Annotated in this window: 12 protein-coding genes; 3 read left to right on the plus strand and 9 right to left on the minus strand. The window is 59.2% G+C overall.

The features are described from left to right. Positions 1-79 precede the first annotated feature (79 nt). From K325_RS0113155 to K325_RS0113165, 3 genes are all read left to right on the plus strand, one after another. On the plus strand, positions 80-1,252 hold the full coding sequence (locus K325_RS0113155) for an efflux RND transporter periplasmic adaptor subunit (protein ID WP_029654736.1): 1,173 nt from the start codon (positions 80-82) through the stop codon (positions 1,250-1,252). Beyond that, on the plus strand, positions 1,252-4,365 hold the full coding sequence (locus K325_RS0113160) for an efflux RND transporter permease subunit (RefSeq protein ID WP_029654737.1): 3,114 nt from the start codon (positions 1,252-1,254) through the stop codon (positions 4,363-4,365). Before K325_RS0113155 ends, K325_RS0113160 begins: the two co-directional genes overlap by 1 nt. Positions 4,366-4,481: 116 nt before the next feature. After that, entirely contained in the window at positions 4,482-5,828 is a 1,347-nt protein-coding gene (locus tag K325_RS0113165; protein WP_029654738.1) for an SUMF1/EgtB/PvdO family nonheme iron enzyme, read from the plus strand. Here the strand turns inward: K325_RS0113165 and K325_RS0113170 are convergent. The 9 genes from K325_RS0113170 to accC all read right to left on the minus strand — a co-directional run bounded on the left by K325_RS0113170 (position 5,798) and on the right by accC (position 16,545). Continuing rightward, positions 5,798-7,369 (minus strand): cation:proton antiporter family protein, encoded by a 1,572-nt coding sequence (locus K325_RS0113170; protein ID WP_029654739.1) that lies wholly within the window; start codon positions 7,367-7,369, stop codon positions 5,798-5,800. The genes K325_RS0113165 and K325_RS0113170 overlap by 31 nt on opposite strands. Positions 7,370-7,447: 78 nt before the next feature. After that, a complete protein-coding gene (locus tag K325_RS0113175; protein WP_029654740.1) occupies positions 7,448-8,383 on the minus strand; it encodes an alpha/beta fold hydrolase in 936 nt (311 codons plus the stop codon). A gap of 103 nt (positions 8,384-8,486) precedes the next feature. Continuing rightward, positions 8,487-9,773, minus strand: coding sequence for a phosphoribosylamine--glycine ligase (purD, locus tag K325_RS0113180; protein ID WP_029654741.1), 1,287 nt, complete (start codon positions 9,771-9,773; stop codon positions 8,487-8,489). A 24-nt stretch (positions 9,774-9,797) separates the two neighbouring features. Next, complete coding sequence (purH, locus tag K325_RS0113185) at positions 9,798-11,378, minus strand: bifunctional phosphoribosylaminoimidazolecarboxamide formyltransferase/IMP cyclohydrolase (RefSeq protein ID WP_029654742.1); 1,581 nt, start codon at positions 11,376-11,378, stop codon at positions 9,798-9,800. Positions 11,379-11,471: 93 nt separating this feature from the next. After that, positions 11,472-11,789, minus strand: coding sequence for a DNA-binding transcriptional regulator Fis (gene fis / locus K325_RS0113190; protein ID WP_029654743.1), 318 nt, complete (start codon positions 11,787-11,789; stop codon positions 11,472-11,474). Next, positions 11,786-12,784 (minus strand): tRNA dihydrouridine synthase DusB, encoded by a 999-nt coding sequence (gene dusB / locus K325_RS0113195; protein ID WP_029654744.1) that lies wholly within the window; start codon positions 12,782-12,784, stop codon positions 11,786-11,788. Before dusB ends, fis begins: the two co-directional genes overlap by 4 nt. Before the next feature lie 209 nt (positions 12,785-12,993). After that, positions 12,994-14,226, minus strand: a complete 1,233-nt coding sequence (locus tag K325_RS0113200; RefSeq protein ID WP_029654745.1) for a DUF3426 domain-containing protein — start codon at positions 14,224-14,226, stop codon at positions 12,994-12,996. Positions 14,227-14,299: 73 nt separating this feature from the next. Then, a complete protein-coding gene (gene prmA / locus K325_RS0113205) occupies positions 14,300-15,196 on the minus strand; it encodes a 50S ribosomal protein L11 methyltransferase (protein ID WP_029654746.1) in 897 nt (298 codons plus the stop codon). A 2-nt stretch (positions 15,197-15,198) separates the two neighbouring features. Then, on the minus strand, positions 15,199-16,545 hold the full coding sequence (gene accC / locus K325_RS0113210) for an acetyl-CoA carboxylase biotin carboxylase subunit (RefSeq protein ID WP_029654747.1): 1,347 nt from the start codon (positions 16,543-16,545) through the stop codon (positions 15,199-15,201). Between the last annotated feature and the right edge of the window lie 16 nt (positions 16,546-16,561).

Consider the following 16,561-nt stretch of genomic DNA (forward strand, 5'->3'; position numbering starts at 1 on the left):
ATGATTATGCTGGGGTTGTGCCGCCCGGCCACGGCCTTATTCAATGCAAGCTTTGATTCGGTGTTCAGGAGATCACGCCATGCCAGTTGGAATGTATCATCGACACACTCCCCGTAAGGGGCTGTTCCTCGCAAGTTTATCGGCTTTGCTGTTTATGGCTGGCTGCAGCAGTGAGGAGGGTGGTGCCCAGCAGGCTGGTGGTGGTATGCCGCCAGCGGCTGTTGTGGTGCAGCAGGCTGAGCAAACCGATGTGACGGTTCGCCAGGACTATGCGGGGCGGGTTCGTGGTGCCCGTGAGGTTGAAGTCCGGGCGCGCATCAGTGGCATCCTTGAAGAGCGGCTGTACGAGGAAGGGCAAATGGTGCGTGAAGGTGACGCACTGTTCCGTATCGACCGCAAGCCAGCCGCCGCCGCTTTGCAGCGTGCGCGGGCGCAGCGGCAGGTGGCTGAAGCCGACGTGCAGCAGGCTGAGCGGGAGTGGAAGCGGATTGCCTCCCTGTTTGAGCGCAAGGCGGTCAGTGAGCGTGAACGGGATTCGGCACAGTCTGCCCTGGAGCTGGCGGAGGCAAACCTGGCCGTGGCCAATGCCGGAGTGACCCAGGCAGAACTGAACCTGGGCTACACCGAGGTCAAGGCGCCAATCAGTGGTGTGACCAGTCTGGAGGATTTTCCCGAGGGCAGTTTGATTGACACTGGCACTCTGCTGACGACGATTGTTCAGCTGGACCCTGTGCACGTTCGGTTCGCCCTGCCGGAGAACGATGCCAGCATTCGTCGGGCTGCACGGGAAGGCATGGTGTATGACGACGAGGAACAGAATGTATCGGCGCGCCTGATGCTGGCCGACGGCAGTGAATATGACCGCGATGGTCGCATCGATTTTACCGCGTCCACTCTGGACCCGAGAACCGGCACGGTGTCTGCCCGTGCGGTCTTCCCGAACCCGGAACGCCTGATCGTTCCCGGCCAGTTTGTGCGTGTCAGGGTTGAGCTGCAGAGCTTCGAGGGCGTTATTACCGTTCCGGAACGAGCCGTTGCTCAGGGGCCGAACGGGCCTGTCGTCTATGTGGTTGATGAAGACAGCAAAGCCCGGGTGCGTCAGGTTGAGCTCGGCCCGGTCAGTGATGGTCGGCAGATTCTGCTTGAGGGTCTGCAGCCGGGTGATCGTTATATCGTCAGTGGCCTGACCAACCTTCGTGATGGCGCGCCAGTACAGGTGGCGAACCCGGAGAACGAGAAGGGGGGCAACTGATGCTTCGGACCTTCATTGACCGGCCGATTTTTGCGTCGGTTGTTTCCATTATTATTACGCTGGGCGGAGCTCTGGCTCTATTAGGCCTGCCCGTAGAACAGTACCCCAACGTGGTGCCGCCACAGGTTGTTGTGGATGGTCGTTTCCCGGGTGCCAGCGCGGATGTCATTTCCGATTCGGTGGTCGCGCCGCTTGAGCAGGAGATTAACGGCGTGGACGACATGATTTACATGGAGTCCAGTGCCACGGATTCGGGCAGTTTCCGGGTGACCATCTCTTTTGAAATTGGCACCGATCCGGACCAGGCAACCATTAACGTGAACAACCGGGTGCAGCAGGCGGTTGCCCGCTTGCCCCAGAGCGTTCGCGATCAGGGCCTCAAGGTCGAATCGCGCTCTACCTCCATCCTGCAGGTGATTACTCTGTCCTCGCCGGACAACTCCATGGATGTGGTTGAAATTTCCAACTACGCCCTGCTGAACGTTCTGGATGAGCTGGTGCGGTTGCCCGGAATTGGTGATGCGTCGCTCTTTGGTGCTCAGGATTATTCCATGCGCGTCTGGCTGCGGCCGGACAAGCTCGCCCAGTACGAATTGACGCCGTCCGATGTTGCAGCGGCACTGAGGGCCCAGAATGCCCAGTTTGCCGCAGGCCGGGTGGGCGCAGAGCCAGCGCCGAAAGGACAGGCTTTTACGTTCAGCGTTTCAGCACCGGGCCGCTTGACCACGCCGGAAGAGTTTGGCGAAGTGATCCTTCGCAGTAACGATCAGGGGGCGTCCCTGCGCCTGAAAGATGTTGCGAGGATTGAGCTGGGTGCTCAGAACTACGACTTTGCCGCTGTCTACAACGGCGGGGCCACCGTCCCCATGGGGGTTTATCTGCAGCCTGGCGCGAATGCGCTGGATGCCGCAGACGCGGTGAATGAAGCGATGAAGGAAATTTCGGCTCGCTTCCCGGAGGGGCTGGAATACAACGTGCCCTACGACACCACGCGCTTTATCGACATTTCCATCCAGGAAGTGGTTTCCACCTTTATTGTGGCCGTGTTGCTGGTGGTTGTGGTGACGTTCCTGTTCCTTCAGCACTTCAACGCCACACTGATTCCGTTGATTGCCATCCCGGTATCTCTGGTCGGCACCTTCGCGGGAATGCAGGCCATGGGTTTCTCCGTGAACCTGCTGACGTTGTTCGGGCTGATTCTTGCGATCGGTGTGGTGGTGGATAACGCCATTATCATCATGGAAAACGCCGAGCGTCTGATTAAAGAAGACGGCATGTCGCCCTACGACGCGGCGGTGAAGACCGTGGGTCAGGTGTCCGGAGCGGTAGTAGCCTCCACACTGGTGTTGGTGGCCGTGTTTGCGCCGGTTGCCTTCCTGGGCGGGCTCAGTGGTGAATTGTACCGGCAGTTTGCCATCACCATTGCGGTGTCGGTAGTGATCTCCGGGGTGGTGGCCCTGACGTTGACGCCTGCCATGTGCGCCCTGTTGCTGGGGCACGAGGGCAAGCAAATGACGGTGTTCCGCTGGTTTGATGCCGGTTTCGACAAGCTCACCAACGGATTCTCAGCGGTGGTGGACTGGTTGCTTCGCCACGCCGTCGTTGGTGTATTGCTGTTTGCCGCCATGATCGGCGGAACGGTGGTTCTGCTGAACAAAATGCCATCTGGCCTGGTGCCTCAGGAAGATCAGGGCTTTGTGCTTACGGCGTACGCACTGCCGGCTACCTCATCGCTAAGCCGCACGGAAGTGACCCGGGATGAGCTGGCGCAGAAGATGCTCCAGTTGCCGGAAGTGAAGGATGTGGTTGCTTTTGCTGGCTTCGACATTATTTCCAGCGCGCTGCGCACCAATAGTGGCGTGGCTTTTGTCACTCTGGAAGATTGGGCGGAACGCGAAGGCGAAGGTCAGGGGGCTGCGGATATCGCCAATAAGATAATGGGCATCGGATTTGGCATGCCTGAAGCATTTGTGATTGCCTTCACTCCGCCTCCCATTCAGGGCCTGTCGACGACTGGCGGGGTGGAGGGTTACATCCAGGCCCGTGGTGGCCGGACGCCCGCAGAAATCAAAGCGATGGCCGACCGTTTCACACAGGCGGCCAACCAGCGTCCGGAGCTGACCAACGTCCGGGTGACCCTCGACACCGGCATACCACGCTACCAGGCGTTAGTGGACCGGGAAAAGGCTCAGGCGGCGGGTGTGCCGGTGGACCAGATCTTTACCACGATGCAGAGTACCTTTGGTGGGTTGTATGTGAACGACTTTACCCTCCAGGGCCGAAACTGGCAGGTGACCCTCCAGTCTGAAGGCGAGTTCCGCAGCCATCCGGATGATTTAAGGAAGGTTTTTGTCCGCTCCACCTATGGTGAGATGATTCCGCTGAGTTCTCTGGTGGACCTGGAGCGGGTAAGCGGGCCGGATATCCTGAACCGCTTTAACGTGTATCCGTCTGCCAAGCTGCTGGCTGACCCCACGCCCGGCCATACAACGGGTGAGGCTCTGGCCGCGTTGCAGGAAGTGGCCGACCAGCAGTTTGATCGGAACACCCTGCTGGGCTGGACCGGTGAAGCCTATCAGCTTCAGGATTCGGCCGACTCAGGCACCATGGCGTTTGGAATGGGCCTGTTGTTGGTGTTCCTGATCCTGGCGGCGCAATATGAGCGTTGGGGGTTGCCGGTGGCGGTTGCGACGGCGGTTCCGTTTGGTGTTTTCGGGGCAGCCTTGGCGTCGTTGTTGCGCGGCTTCCCCAACGACATTTACTTCCAGGTGGGGCTACTCGTCCTGATCGGCCTGGCGGCGAAGAACGCCATCCTTATCGTGGAATTTGCGGCCCAGAACCGGCAAGCGGGCATGAGCTCGTTTGAAGCGGCCAGTACCGCAGCCCGTCAGCGCTTCCGGGCCATCATGATGACCGCGATGACGTTTATTGTCGGGTCGCTGCCGCTGGCGTTCAGTAGTGGTGCCGGTGCGGTCAGCCGACAGGAAATCGGTACCGTGGTTGTTGGCGGGATGCTGGTGGCCAGTACTCTGGCGCTGTTCTTCGTACCATTGTTCTATAAGCTGATTGAAGATCTGGCCGAGTGGCGTCAGGGGCGTAAAAAAGCCGCTTAAGGGGGCTGCTCTTAATTACCGCTCGTATGGAGAGAACGTCAACCGCCGTGGGCCTGTGCCCCGGCGGTTTTTTCTTTGTTACTCTAGGGCGAGCAGAGACAACGAGTACATCGGCTATGGTGATTGAGAGCGAAAAACGTGAGTTGCTGGCAGATCTGGAATTGGCCAGAAGCCGGACTGAAGCGCTGATCGGTTTGCTGACCGAAGACCAGCTCGACGTGCCCTACCATCCCGGCGTCAATCCGCCGCTATGGGAAATGGGTCATTCGGCGTTCTTCTACGAAGTGTTTGTGCTGCATCTTCTGGATGGGACGCCCAGCTACGATCCTGCCATGGATGATCTCTGGGATTCTTTTCATGTGGAGCACCGGGATCGCTGGCGCCGGGATCTCTTTCCTGGGCGGGAGGCGACGCTCCGGTATTTCAACACCATCTACGACCGGGTGGCTGCCCGGATTCAGAACAACACTCTGACAGATAACGACCGTTACCTGTACCGTTACGCCATCTACCATCAGAACATGCACATCGAATCGCTGATCTGGTGCCGGCAGGCGGTGGGATATCCGGCACCTGTCACCGAACCGTGCAACCGTTTGGCGCCAGGGGAGGGCGTGACTGGCGATGCAGACATTCCTGCCGGGCGTTGGGTGATCGGGATGCCGGGAGCGTCGGAGCGGTTTGCGGCCGAGGACTTTGCGTTTGATGCCGAGAAGCCCCGCTTTGAGGTGAACCTGCCGGCATTTTCGATCAGCCGCACGCTGGTCACCAACCGGGCGTTTATGGCCTTTATTGACGATGAAGGCTACAAGCGGCCTGAACTCTGGTCTTTCGGGGGGCGTAAGTGGCTGGCAACGGAGCAGGATGTGAGCCTGGTTTATGGGGTGGCTGAACCAATGCTACGTACTCCGGTGCACCCTTTGTACTGGCGTTGGCACGAGGGCCAGTGGCAGGAGCGGGTGTTCGATCAGTGGTGGGCTCCGGAGCCAGAGGCACCGGTTACTCACGTCTGTTACTGGGAGGCTGAAGCGTTTTGTCGCTGGGCGGGGCGGCGGTTGCCGACGGAGTATGAATGGGAGGTGGCGGCACTGGGTAACCGTCCCGGTGAGCCGTTCCGTCGTTACCCCTGGGGTAACGCAGCCCCGGATGCCTTACGGGCGGACATGGATGCCCGGGCGATGGCCCGTCATCCGGTGTCGGATTATCCGGCGGGCGACAGCCCTTTTGGCTGCCGCCAGATGATAGGCTCCGTCTGGGAGTGGACCAGTAATGAATTTCTGCCGTACGACGGGTTCCGGGTCGACATGTACCCGTTTATGTCGACCCTGCAGTTTGCCACCCACAAGGTTACCCGGGGTGGGAGTTGCGCGACGTCTTCCAGCCTGATCCGCGGTACCTACCGGCAGGCGTATCTGCCATTCCGTCGAGACGTTTATACCGGATTCCGGACCTGCTCTTCCTGAAGCCCTGACTTGTCCATAAGGTGGCTGGCAAGGGCAACGCCGGTTTCATTCATGGTGAGGTAGGCGTCGTTTGCACCCGCCTCGCGGATTTTGGTGGCTTCGTCCTCATACATGGTGTGTGCCACGATGTAGCCGCTGAACCCCAGTTTTCTGAGCATTCGTGTGGCAATGAGCTTGCCTTCTATATCGCTCATCGCCAGCACTACCGAATTCAGTTCAGGCATGTGCAAACCTTCCCAGAACGTTGTGTCTTCCGCGTCTGCAAAGACCACATTTCGCCCTTCCTTCTGATGTTTTTCGGCCTTGGCCGGGTCAGAATCCAGGCCCATGATGCGGAAATCGTTCGAGGCGAGCCTGTCGTAAGCTGCAGTGCCAGTTCTACCCATGCCCATGATGAGGACGCGTGTGTCCCCCAGGGAGATGGGCTGCTCGTCCGGGTGGCGTTTGTGGCTCTCGAACTTCCCTATCTTGTGCGCAACCCGTTCGTAAATGCTGTGGGCAAAGCGGTTCAGGGGGGCTGAAAACACAAAGGACAGCGACACGGTGATGGCCAGAGGGACCAGCCATTGCGGGAGCGCGACACTGGCTACGATCAGCCCGAATTCGCTGTAGTTGGTGAGAGACAGTGAGGTCAGGAAGCTGCTGCGGGCCCGCAAGCGGAAGCCAAGCAGCAGGAAATAGAACAGGATGCCTTTCAGCGGCAGTAACAAGGCTGCAATGACGGCAAATGTCAGGGCCTTCTGGTCTGGCAGGCCATCAATGCCGATCTGCAGGAAGAAACCGACCAGAAAGACTTCCTTGATGCTCCAGAGAGATTTCGCCAGTTCCTGAGAGCGCGGGTGGTTGGCCAGCATCGCGCCGAACACCAGAGCGCCCAGCTCGGAGCTCAGGCCCACCGCTTCAAAACCCAGACCACCGATAACCAGAGCCAGCAGTAGCCCCAGTAACACCAGAAGCTCGTCATGGCCGCTGGCGTCCAGCAGTTTGTAGAGCAGGGGGCGGAGCAATGGCAGGCCAAACACGATGATCGCCCATTCAGACGGCGTTTTGCCGGCCGCCAGGCTCATGACCACCAGGGCGATCAGGTCTTGCATGATCAGGATGCCAATGGCCACCCGGCCATGAAAGGCTCGCAGTTCCCGTTTGCTTTCCAGAACTTTGGCCACCAGTACGGTGCTGGAAAACGACAGGGCAATGGCCAGCATCAGGGCGGTGACCCAGTCCAGGTCAAACAACAGGTAAAGGCCTGGCGCAAAGACCACGCATGTAATTGCAAAGTGCAGCAGGCTGCCGCCGATGACCTCAGGGCTGACAATAGAGCGCAATTTGAGCTTCAGGCCTACGGTGAACAGGAGCAGAAGCACACCAAGATGGGCGATGTGGGCCAGCACCTCGGTGGGCTCCGCCGTAATGGCCGTGGTTGCCGACAGAAAACTGAGCACGAACCCGGCTGCCAGGTAACCGACCAGTGGCGGCAGACCGATCCCTTTGACAAGAAGGCCGACAACAAAGGCAAAACTGATCCAGATAGCTTCAGGCATGGGCAAATCTTCTGAAAACGGGCAGTAAAGCCTCGAAGACTACCTGTTTTTTGCATTCAGCTGTAGTAGCGGATGATCTCAGGGTTGCTGTTCCGCCAGAAACCTCCTGAACCGTTCGGCCGATTTCCCCGGCGCTTCCACCATGGGGGCATGGCCAATTCCATCCAGCAGGGCTTTCCGGGCATTGGGGATGGCCTCAACGAAGACATCGGCGTTGCGGTAGTTGATCACACGGTCGAGCTTGCCCCAGACCACCAGCACCGGAGCCTGTATGTTGGTGATGGTGTTGCGGAACGCCGGTTCAAAACCGGTGTCCCGGATGGCGCGGAAAATGACTTCGTTGACGTCTCGGTTGGCAATGGCGTTCTCTTCCATCACGCCGAGAATGGGCCAGGGCATGAACGGACGTTGCTCCAGAGCGAAGTCCAGCAGGCGGTCAAAGTCCCCCTCTTCTTTTGGGATCAGGGGGTTGTCGCCTTTCATAACCAGTTCGACCAGTTCGCTTTCGTACTCGAAAATACCAGCCGGATCGAACAGTACCGCCGTTTGCACCTGTTCCGGGTGCGTGGCCGCGTACACCGCGGTGATGGCACCTCCCATGGAATTGCCCATCATATGGAACTGTTCTATTCCCAGCCGGGCCAGGGTTTGGTGAACATAGCGAACCTGATCCTCAAACCGGTAGCCAATGTCCAGCGGTTTGCTGCTGTCGCCATGGCCTGGCAGGTCAAGCGCATAGATGTTGTATTCGCCTTTGAGCTCGCGGGCCAGTCGGGTCCAGTTGTCCTTATTGGCACCGAAACCGTGAATCAGCACCAGGTTGTCACCTTCGACGGGTTCTTTGCTGCGAAGGTAGGCAATGTTCAGATTGCCAACGGTGATCTGTGCAGCTTCCAGGCCGGCCCCCGAGCGCTCCCAGCCAATGGCATGTTCGTAAATGGTCTGACGGGAGCAGGCGCTGAGCAGGACGGTGATGATCAGCAGCAGGAAGATATTCAGGGGTGTGTGACGCACACAGAGCTCCTTTTCGTTGTGGCTGGTGTCGTAGGTTAACCGTACCCCATGAAAAAGCCCGGTCAATGACCGGGCTGACGTTGCTGCGGGGTATTTCCAGGGCTCAGTTCTGTTCCCTGGCAATGGCCCGGTAGGCAATGTCATTGCGATAGAACATGCCGTTCCAGCTGATTTTCCTGGCCAGCTCATAGGCCCGTTGCTGGGCTTCCGTTACGGTGCTGCCCAGTGCGGTGGCGCAAAGCACCCGGCCACCGGCCGTGACCACGTTGTCGCCATCCAGGCTGGTTCCTGCATGGAACACTTTTTCACCCTGGATTTCACTGTCCGGCAGGCCAGAGATCACATCGCCCTTATCGTAACTGGCCGGGTAGCCACCGGCAGCCAGAACGATACCGACCGAAGCGCGCTCGTCCCACTCGGACTCACACTGGTCAAGCTTGCCATCCACGGCGGCCTGGCACAGGCCCACCAAGTCTGATTTCATGCGGAGCATGATCGGCTGGGTCTCCGGGTCACCAAAGCGGCAGTTGAACTCGATTACCTTGGGGGTGCCGTTGGTGTCGATCATCAGGCCGGCATACAGAAAGCCTTTGTAAGGGTGCCCCTCGGCTGCCATGCCGTTTACGGTGGGGTAAATTACCTCGTCCATGATGCGCTGGTGTACTTCTGACGTCACGACGGGGGCCGGTGAATAGGCGCCCATGCCACCGGTATTGGGCCCGGTATCGCCATCGCCAACCCGCTTGTGATCCTGGGAGGTGGCCATGGCCAGAACGTTCTTGCCATCGACCATGACGATGAAGGAGGCTTCTTCGCCGTCCAGGAATTCTTCCACCACCACGCGGCTGCCAGCAGCGCCAAACGCATTACCTGCGAGCATGTCACGGATGGCGTCTTCGGCTTCGGCCAGGGTCATGGCCACGATCACGCCTTTGCCGGCGGCGAGACCGTCGGCCTTGACCACAATCGGCGCGCCTTTTTCGCGCACGTAGGCGAGGGCTTCAGCGACATCGGTGAAGTTGGCGTAGTCGGCGGTGGGGATCTTCTGGCGGGCCAGGAAATCTTTGGTAAAGGCTTTGGAGCCCTCCAGTTGGGCAGCACCCGCACTGGGGCCGAAGATGCGCAAACCGCGCTCCTCGAATTTGTCCACCACCCCGGCGACCAGCGGGGCTTCCGGGCCGACGATGGTCAGGCCTACGTTGTTCTGCTCGGCAAAGTTGGCCAGACCGTCCAGGTCCATAACGTCCAAGCTGACGTTTTCCAGGTTGGCTTCCCTGGCGGTGCCGGCATTGCCCGGTGCCACAAACACTTTTTCGGCCAGGGGAGATTGAGCGGCTTTCCATGCCAGGGCGTGTTCGCGCCCACCACTGCCAATTACCAGAATGTTCATGTTGTGCTCCTGAAAATACGTCAATCAGTGACGGAAATGGCGCATGCCGGTGAAGACCATAGCGATGCCGTGTTCGTTGGCGGCATCGATCACTTCCTGATCGCGCATGGAGCCGCCTGGCTGGATCACCGCGGTGATGCCGGCGTCTGCTGCCGCGTCAATACCGTCGCGGAACGGGAAGAAGGCATCCGAGGCCATCACCGAGCCTTTCACTTCCAGATTTTCGTCTGCGGCTTTGATACCGGCAATCCTGGCGCTGTAAACGCGGCTCATCTGGCCTGCGCCCACGCCGATGGTGCGGCCTGCTTTGGCATAGACGATGGCGTTGGATTTGACGTACTTGGCAACTTCCCAGGCGAACAGCAAGTCGTTCAGTTCCTGTTCGGTTGGCTGGCGCTCTGTCACCACTTTAACGTCTTCCATGGCGACCATGCCCAGGTCTCGGTCCTGTACCAGCAGTCCGCCGGTGACTCGCTTGTAGTCCATGGTCTGGGCACGCTGGCCATCGAATTCACCACAGGCCAGCAGGCGCACGTTCTTCTTGGCGGCGACAATGTCCACGGCTTCTGCGGAAACGCTTGGTGCGATGATCACTTCCACAAACTGGCGATCCACAATGGCTTTGGCGGTGGCGGCGTCCAGTTCACGGTTAAAGGCAATGATGCCCCCGAATGCGGAAGTGGGGTCTGTGGCAAACGCCAGGTCGTAGGCTTGCAGGATGTCCGCACCGATGGCCACACCGCAGGGGTTGGCGTGTTTGACAATGACACAGGCCGGATCCGCAAAGGGCTTCACGCACTCCAGTGCGGCATCGGTGTCGGCGACGTTGTTGTAGCTCAGCTCCTTGCCTTGCAGTTGCGTGGCGGTAGCGACACAGGCCTCTTTCGGGTTGCGTTCGGCATAGAAGGCGGCGCGCTGGTGCGGGTTTTCGCCATAGCGCATATCCTGAACCTTGACGAACTGGGCGTTAAAGGTCCGGGGGAAGTCGGCATTGTCGTTGTCCGGAGTGCGGCCGCCGAGGTAGTTGGCAATAGCGCCGTCGTAACCGGCTGTGTGCTCAAAAGCTTTGACCGCAAGGTCAAAGCGGGTGTTGTAGGACAACTGCCCCTGGTTCTCTTCCAGCTCTTGCAAAACGCGCGTGTAGTCGGAGGCATTCACCACAATCGCAACGTCGTTGTGGTTCTTGGCGGCGGCGCGGACCATTGTGGGGCCACCGATGTCGATGTTCTCAATGGCTGTCGCCAGATCGCAATCCGGGTTGGCGACAGTGTCTTCAAACGGGTAGAGGTTCACCACCACCATGTCGATGGGATTGATGTCATGCTGGGCCATGACGGCATCGTCGGTGCCTCGGCGGCCCAGAATGCCCCCGTGAATCTTCGGGTGCAGGGTTTTTACCCGGCCATCCATCATTTCCGGGAAACCGGTGTAGTCGGACACTTCGGTGACCGGGACCTTGTTTTCCTTGAGCAGGCGGAAGGTCCCGCCTGTGGATAGCAGCTCAACGCCGCGTTCGGTGAGGGCACGGCCGAAATCGACGATGCCTGTTTTATCACTCACGCTGATCAGAGCGCGACGGACGGGGGTGTTTTCCTGATTTGCCATGAGTCACTTTCTTCGCTGTTCGGGTAAGCCGGAATGCAAATAACAAGGGCCTCGCGAACGCATCCGGGAGGCCCTGTTGGGAGTCAGGTCAGATTATAGCAGACCGTACTGCTTAAGTTTCTTGCGCAGGGTGCCGCGATTGAGCCCAAGCATGGTTGACGCTTTTGTCTGATTGTTGCGGGTGTACTTCATTACCTGCTCCAGCAGCGGGGCTTCCACTTCAGACAGCACCAGTTGGTAAACGTCGGTTACCGGGGCTCCATCAAGCTGCTCAAAGTAATTCTTCAGGGCAACCTCTACGCTGTCACGCAGGGTGACGCTGGTGCCACTGTTATTTACCGTGTGCAACTGATGCAGATCATCGTTGGCCGGGGTGCTAAGGGATTGATTTGCCAAAGTCTCAGCGGTCATGCTGCGAATACCTCTCCATTTCGTAAGCCTGCAAAATACTGTGCGATGCTATCTTTCTGCTCACGCGCATCGTCGATGGCGTTGAAGCGTTTGCGGAACTGTTTGCTGTCATCGTGGGACTGCAGATACCAGCCCACGTGTTTTCTGGCGATACGCACGCCCATCAATTCACCGTAGAACTCATGAAGTTCTTCCAGGTGCCCGGCGAGGATCCGTTCTACCTCATCTACCGGAGGGACGGGCAGATGTTCGCCCGTCTCCAGGTAGTGAAGAATCTCCCGGAAGATCCAGGGGCGGCCCTGAGCGCCGCGGCCGATCAGCAATCCGTCTGCTCCGGTATGAGCCAGTACCCGCCGGGCCTTTTCCGGCGTTGTAATGTCGCCATTGGCAAACACGGGAATGCCGACGCTGGCTTTGACTTCGGCAATGGTGTCGTACTCCGCGTCGCCGTTGTATTTATCTGCGCGGGTACGGCCGTGTACGGCCAGTGCCTGGATGCCTGCGTCTTCCGCCATCCTGGCGATCACAGGTGCGTTGCGATTGTCTCTGTCCCAGCCGGTGCGCATCTTGAGGGTGACGGGGATGTCCACCGCGTTCACTACGGCTTCCAGAATCTGCCGCACCAGTTTTTCATCTTTCATGAGGGCCGAGCCGGCGGCTTTGTTGCAGACTTTTTTCGCCGGGCATCCCATATTGATGTCGATGATCTGTGCTCCGAACCCGGCATTTTGCCGGGCCGCATCCGCCAGCATCTCGGGATCGCCACCGGCGATCTGAACCGAGCGCGGCTCGGGTTCGCCGTCATGATTCAGACGAGTCTGGGACTTGCGCGTATGCCAGAGCTTGCTGTCCGCTATGACCATCTCCGAAACCGCCAGGCCGGCCCCCATGCGCCGACAAAGTTGTCGGAAGGGGCGGTCCGTTACACCGGCCATGGGTGCAACAATGAGCGGGTTGGGCAAGGTGTACGGCCCGATTTTTGCCGTTGGCAGCATGATCTGAGTCCGTGTCACAGCGGGTTAAGCAAGATTCGGAAGGGAGCGGTTGTTCAAAATCTGACCGCTCCGGTCTCCGAAGGGCGGTAATGATACCGCTGGGGGCAAGCCGATTGAAGGGGAGAAAGCGTTAAAAAACTGATTATTTTTCGTGCTTTCTGGTTGACTTTTACTCTGTCAACTGTCGCCCCTGAAACCTTTGGTGACGATCAGGGCAGCCAGGGGCGGAAGCTCAGGTTGTAGTTGACGGCATCTCGCCCTGGGTCTCGAATCTGGATGGCGATCCTGACGGGCGTTTCCACCGGCATGGCCTTGAGGCTGGCGGCATCGCCGGCAAGATACTCCTCAGGCGTGAAGGTACTTTGGGCTACCACGTCACCATTGAGGTTGGAGAACGTCAGAGCAATGGCCGGGAACGGCTGTTCAAACCCTGCCCGGTTAAGAATGACGGCGTCAACGATCAACTGATCCCGATTGGTGGGGTCGGTGCGGACCACTAGTTTCCGGCTCTGGATGGCCTCCACGTTAACGAGGGGTTTGAGCTCACAGCCCGCAAACTCGCAGGCTTTCGCGTACAGTGGTCGCAGTTGGGGGATGGCAGCGAGACGGTCGAACTGATACCAGGTGACCTGCGCAACCAAAACGCCCAGAAGTGCCAGAACGGTCAATGTCCACAAGGCTGTCCGTAGACGGCTCCGCCCGTTCCCAACCGAGACCGGGTCGCGCCTCAGGTCATGGTAGAGGTTATCGGGGGGGCTGTCTTTTCGAGTGCGGCTGGCAATCGGGTCCCCAACGCGATCATCGTCTGCCAGGCTCAGATCGTCGGCTACTGCTGGTTCCGGCTCCGGCTCCGGCGGGGCGTCTTCGTCGGCGAGGGGGCTGTTGGCTTCGGTGAGGCCAGAGACTGGAGCGACCAGGCTTTCTGTCTCCGGTGACGGCGCAGCTTCCTGCCCGGGCGTGGCTGTCAGGCCGGCTTCCGGTGTCTCCGGCGATGCCGGTGTGTCCGGTTCGTCATCGTTGAGCATTGCCTCCGCCCAGCTTTCGTCGACACCGTGTTTCTCGGTGGCCAGTTCTTCCTCGCCGTAACGGCTGTCTTCGGGCTCGTCAAAGTTCCGGAAGCTGTCACTGAGCTCGTCGTCTGAAAACGTCAGCCGGGTGCCCGCATAACGCCCCTCGGAGGCATCCTCCTCGGGATTGTCGGCGAAGATCAGCTCTTCCTCATCCTCGAAGCGATGAGGCGGGGTTGGCTGGGGGGTATCGGCGGTTGCCGACGGCCCGGCGTTTTGGTCTTTACCCGAGGTGACCTGGTGTTCCACCGCATTGAAGATTTTCATGCAGTTTCCGCAGCGAACCTTGCCCCGGGCGACGCTCAGTTGTTCGTCGGACACCCGGAAGCGGGTTTCACAGTTGGGGCATTGGGTCTGCAGGCTGCTCTGGGTCATGCTTCGTTCCTGAAAGCTCGATCTCTGGTCGATCAATACGATGGAGGCAGTTTAGACATAAACGCCTGTGTCGTCATCCGTCCTTGCGCCGTCCTGTGAGGCGTATCCAGTCTTCCTTCTGTTCGGGCTCGTCCATGATGAACCAGGGCTCGTAGGCGTCCATGACTTCCCGGGCCTGATTGAACAGGATGCCAGAGAGTACGAGATGGCCGCCGGCCCGGGTTAGTTCTGCCAGTCGCGGGGCGAGGCCAATCAGAGGCTGGGCCAGTATGTTGGCAAGCATGATGTCGGCCTGGACGTCTGGATCGTTGCCGGGCAGATACAGGTTCAGACGGCTGTCTTCTACGCCGTTGCGCCGGGCGTTGTCGCGGCTGGCCTCCAGAGCCTGGGGATCGGTGTCGACCCCGGTCACATGGCCGGCCCCAAGCAGCAGGGCAGCCAGGCCCAGTATGCCGGATCCGCACCCATAATCGGTGATTTGCTTACCGGCCACATCCTGACCATCGAGCCACTCCAGACACAGGGCTGTCGTGGGGTGGGTGCCGGTGCCAAATGCGAGCCCCGGGTCTAGCATCAGGTTGGCCGCATCGGGGTTCGGTGGCTGATGCCAGCTAGGCACAATCCACAGCCGCTCACCGAACTGCAGGGGATGGAAATCGTCCATCCAGGCGCGCTCCCAGTCTTTGTCCTCGACAAGGGTGACATCAATGTCCGCCAGGGACTGCTGGGTTTGCTGGTGCCAGGCATCCCGGATGTCGGCACACAGCTGTTCGATGTTGCGATCAGACTGGAACAGGCCGGTGACGGTGGTCTGGCTCCAGAGGGGGGTTGTGCCCGGGTCGGGCTCGTACAGGGGCTGGTCGGCGGCGTCTTCCATGGAAACGGCGTCAGCCCCCATTTCCATTAACAGATCCTCCAGCTGATCCGCAGTTTCCGGATCAGCTGGAATCTGGAGTTGTATCCAGGGCATGGTTAATCCCGCATCAGTTTCTCTAGGTAGTGGATGGTGAAGTCTACCTGTTTAAAGCCACCATCGCGTACCAGTTTTCGATGCAGGGGCTGGTTGGTCTTGATACCTTCAACCAGCATTTCATCCAGCGCGTTCTTCATGCGCCGGCGAGCCACGTTCCGGTCGTCTCCCCAGGTGATCAGTTTGGCCACCAGCGAATCGTAGTACGGCGGTACCGTGTAGCCGCTGTACAGGTGAGAATCGACCCGGATGCCATTGCCTCCTGGCGCATGGAAATGAGTCACTTTGCCGGGGCTGGGCACAAAGGTTTGTGGATCTTCGGCGTTGATCCGGCATTCAATGGCATGGCCGGAAATGTGGATCTCGTCCTGGCTGTATTCTAAAGGCAAACCGCTGGCAATCCGCAGCTGCTCCCGGACAATGTCAACGCCGGTCACCATCTCGGAAACCGGATGCTCCACCTGGACTCGGGTGTTCATTTCGATGAAGTAGAACTCGCCGTCCTGATAAAGGAATTCGAAGGTGCCAGCACCCACGTAGCCAATTTCCTTGCAGGCATCGACGCACGCTTTGAGGGTGCGTTCCCGGGATTCATGATTGATGTTGGGTGCCGGGGCCTCTTCGATCACCTTCTGGTTGCGACGCTGCATGGAGCAGTCCCTGTCACCGAGGTGGATCACGTTGCCGTGCATGTCGGCCAGCACCTGAACTTCCACGTGGCGTGGAGTTTCCAGGAACTTCTCCAGATACACCGTCGGGTCGCCGAAGGCGTTTTTGGCTTCGGTCTGGGTGATCTGGACGGCTTTCAGCAGGGCAGCTTCGGAGTGCACAACCTGCATGCCCCGGCCGCCGCCACCGGAGGCGGCTTTGATCATCACCGGATAGCCGATCTGCCGGGCCACCTTGAGTGTGCGCTCATCATCGTCCGTCAACGGGCCGTCGGAGCCGGGAACGGTCGGAACGCCGGCTTTTTTCATCGCCTCGATGGCGGAGACTTTGTTGCCCATCAGGCGAATGGTTTCTGCCCGGGGGCCGATAAAGCGGAAGCCGCTTTTTTCGACCTGCTCGGCGAAATCTGCGTTCTCCGCCAGGAATCCGTAGCCCGGGTGGATGCCGACGGAGTCGGTCACCTCAGCGGCACTGATGATGGTGGGGATGTTCAGGTAGCTGTCTGTTGGGCTGTTCGGACCAATGCAGACAGTTTCGTCTGCAAGACGAACGTGCATCAGGTCGCGGTCCACCTGCGAGTGCACGGCAACCGTTTTGATGCCCAGCTCCTTGCAGGCACGGAGAATGCGCAGGGCAATTTCACCGCGGTTTGCGATCAGAACTTTTTCTAACATGGCCATGGCTTACAATCACCGA

It is taken from the genome of Marinobacter daepoensis DSM 16072 (genome assembly GCF_000421165.1).
GTDB classification, from domain to species: domain Bacteria; phylum Pseudomonadota; class Gammaproteobacteria; order Pseudomonadales; family Oleiphilaceae; genus Marinobacter; species Marinobacter daepoensis.

Coding starts and splice junctions, on each gene's coding strand:
- K325_RS0113155 (WP_029654736.1), top strand. CDS start 80: ATGCCAGTTGGAATGTATCATCGACACACTCCCCGTAAGGGGCTGTTC.
- K325_RS0113160 (WP_029654737.1), top strand. CDS start 1,252: ATGCTTCGGACCTTCATTGACCGGCCGATTTTTGCGTCGGTTGTTTCC.
- K325_RS0113165 (WP_029654738.1), top strand. CDS start 4,482: ATGGTGATTGAGAGCGAAAAACGTGAGTTGCTGGCAGATCTGGAATTG.
- K325_RS0113170 (WP_029654739.1), bottom strand. CDS start 7,369: ATGCCTGAAGCTATCTGGATCAGTTTTGCCTTTGTTGTCGGCCTTCTT.
- purD (WP_029654741.1), bottom strand. CDS start 9,773: ATGAACATTCTGGTAATTGGCAGTGGTGGGCGCGAACACGCCCTGGCA.
- purH (WP_029654742.1), bottom strand. CDS start 11,378: ATGGCAAATCAGGAAAACACCCCCGTCCGTCGCGCTCTGATCAGCGTG.
- fis (WP_029654743.1), bottom strand. CDS start 11,789: ATGACCGCTGAGACTTTGGCAAATCAATCCCTTAGCACCCCGGCCAAC.
- dusB (WP_029654744.1), bottom strand. CDS start 12,784: ATGCTGCCAACGGCAAAAATCGGGCCGTACACCTTGCCCAACCCGCTC.
- K325_RS0113200 (WP_029654745.1), bottom strand. CDS start 14,226: ATGACCCAGAGCAGCCTGCAGACCCAATGCCCCAACTGTGAAACCCGC.
- prmA (WP_029654746.1), bottom strand. CDS start 15,196: ATGCCCTGGATACAACTCCAGATTCCAGCTGATCCGGAAACTGCGGAT.
- accC (WP_029654747.1), bottom strand. CDS start 16,545: ATGGCCATGTTAGAAAAAGTTCTGATCGCAAACCGCGGTGAAATTGCC.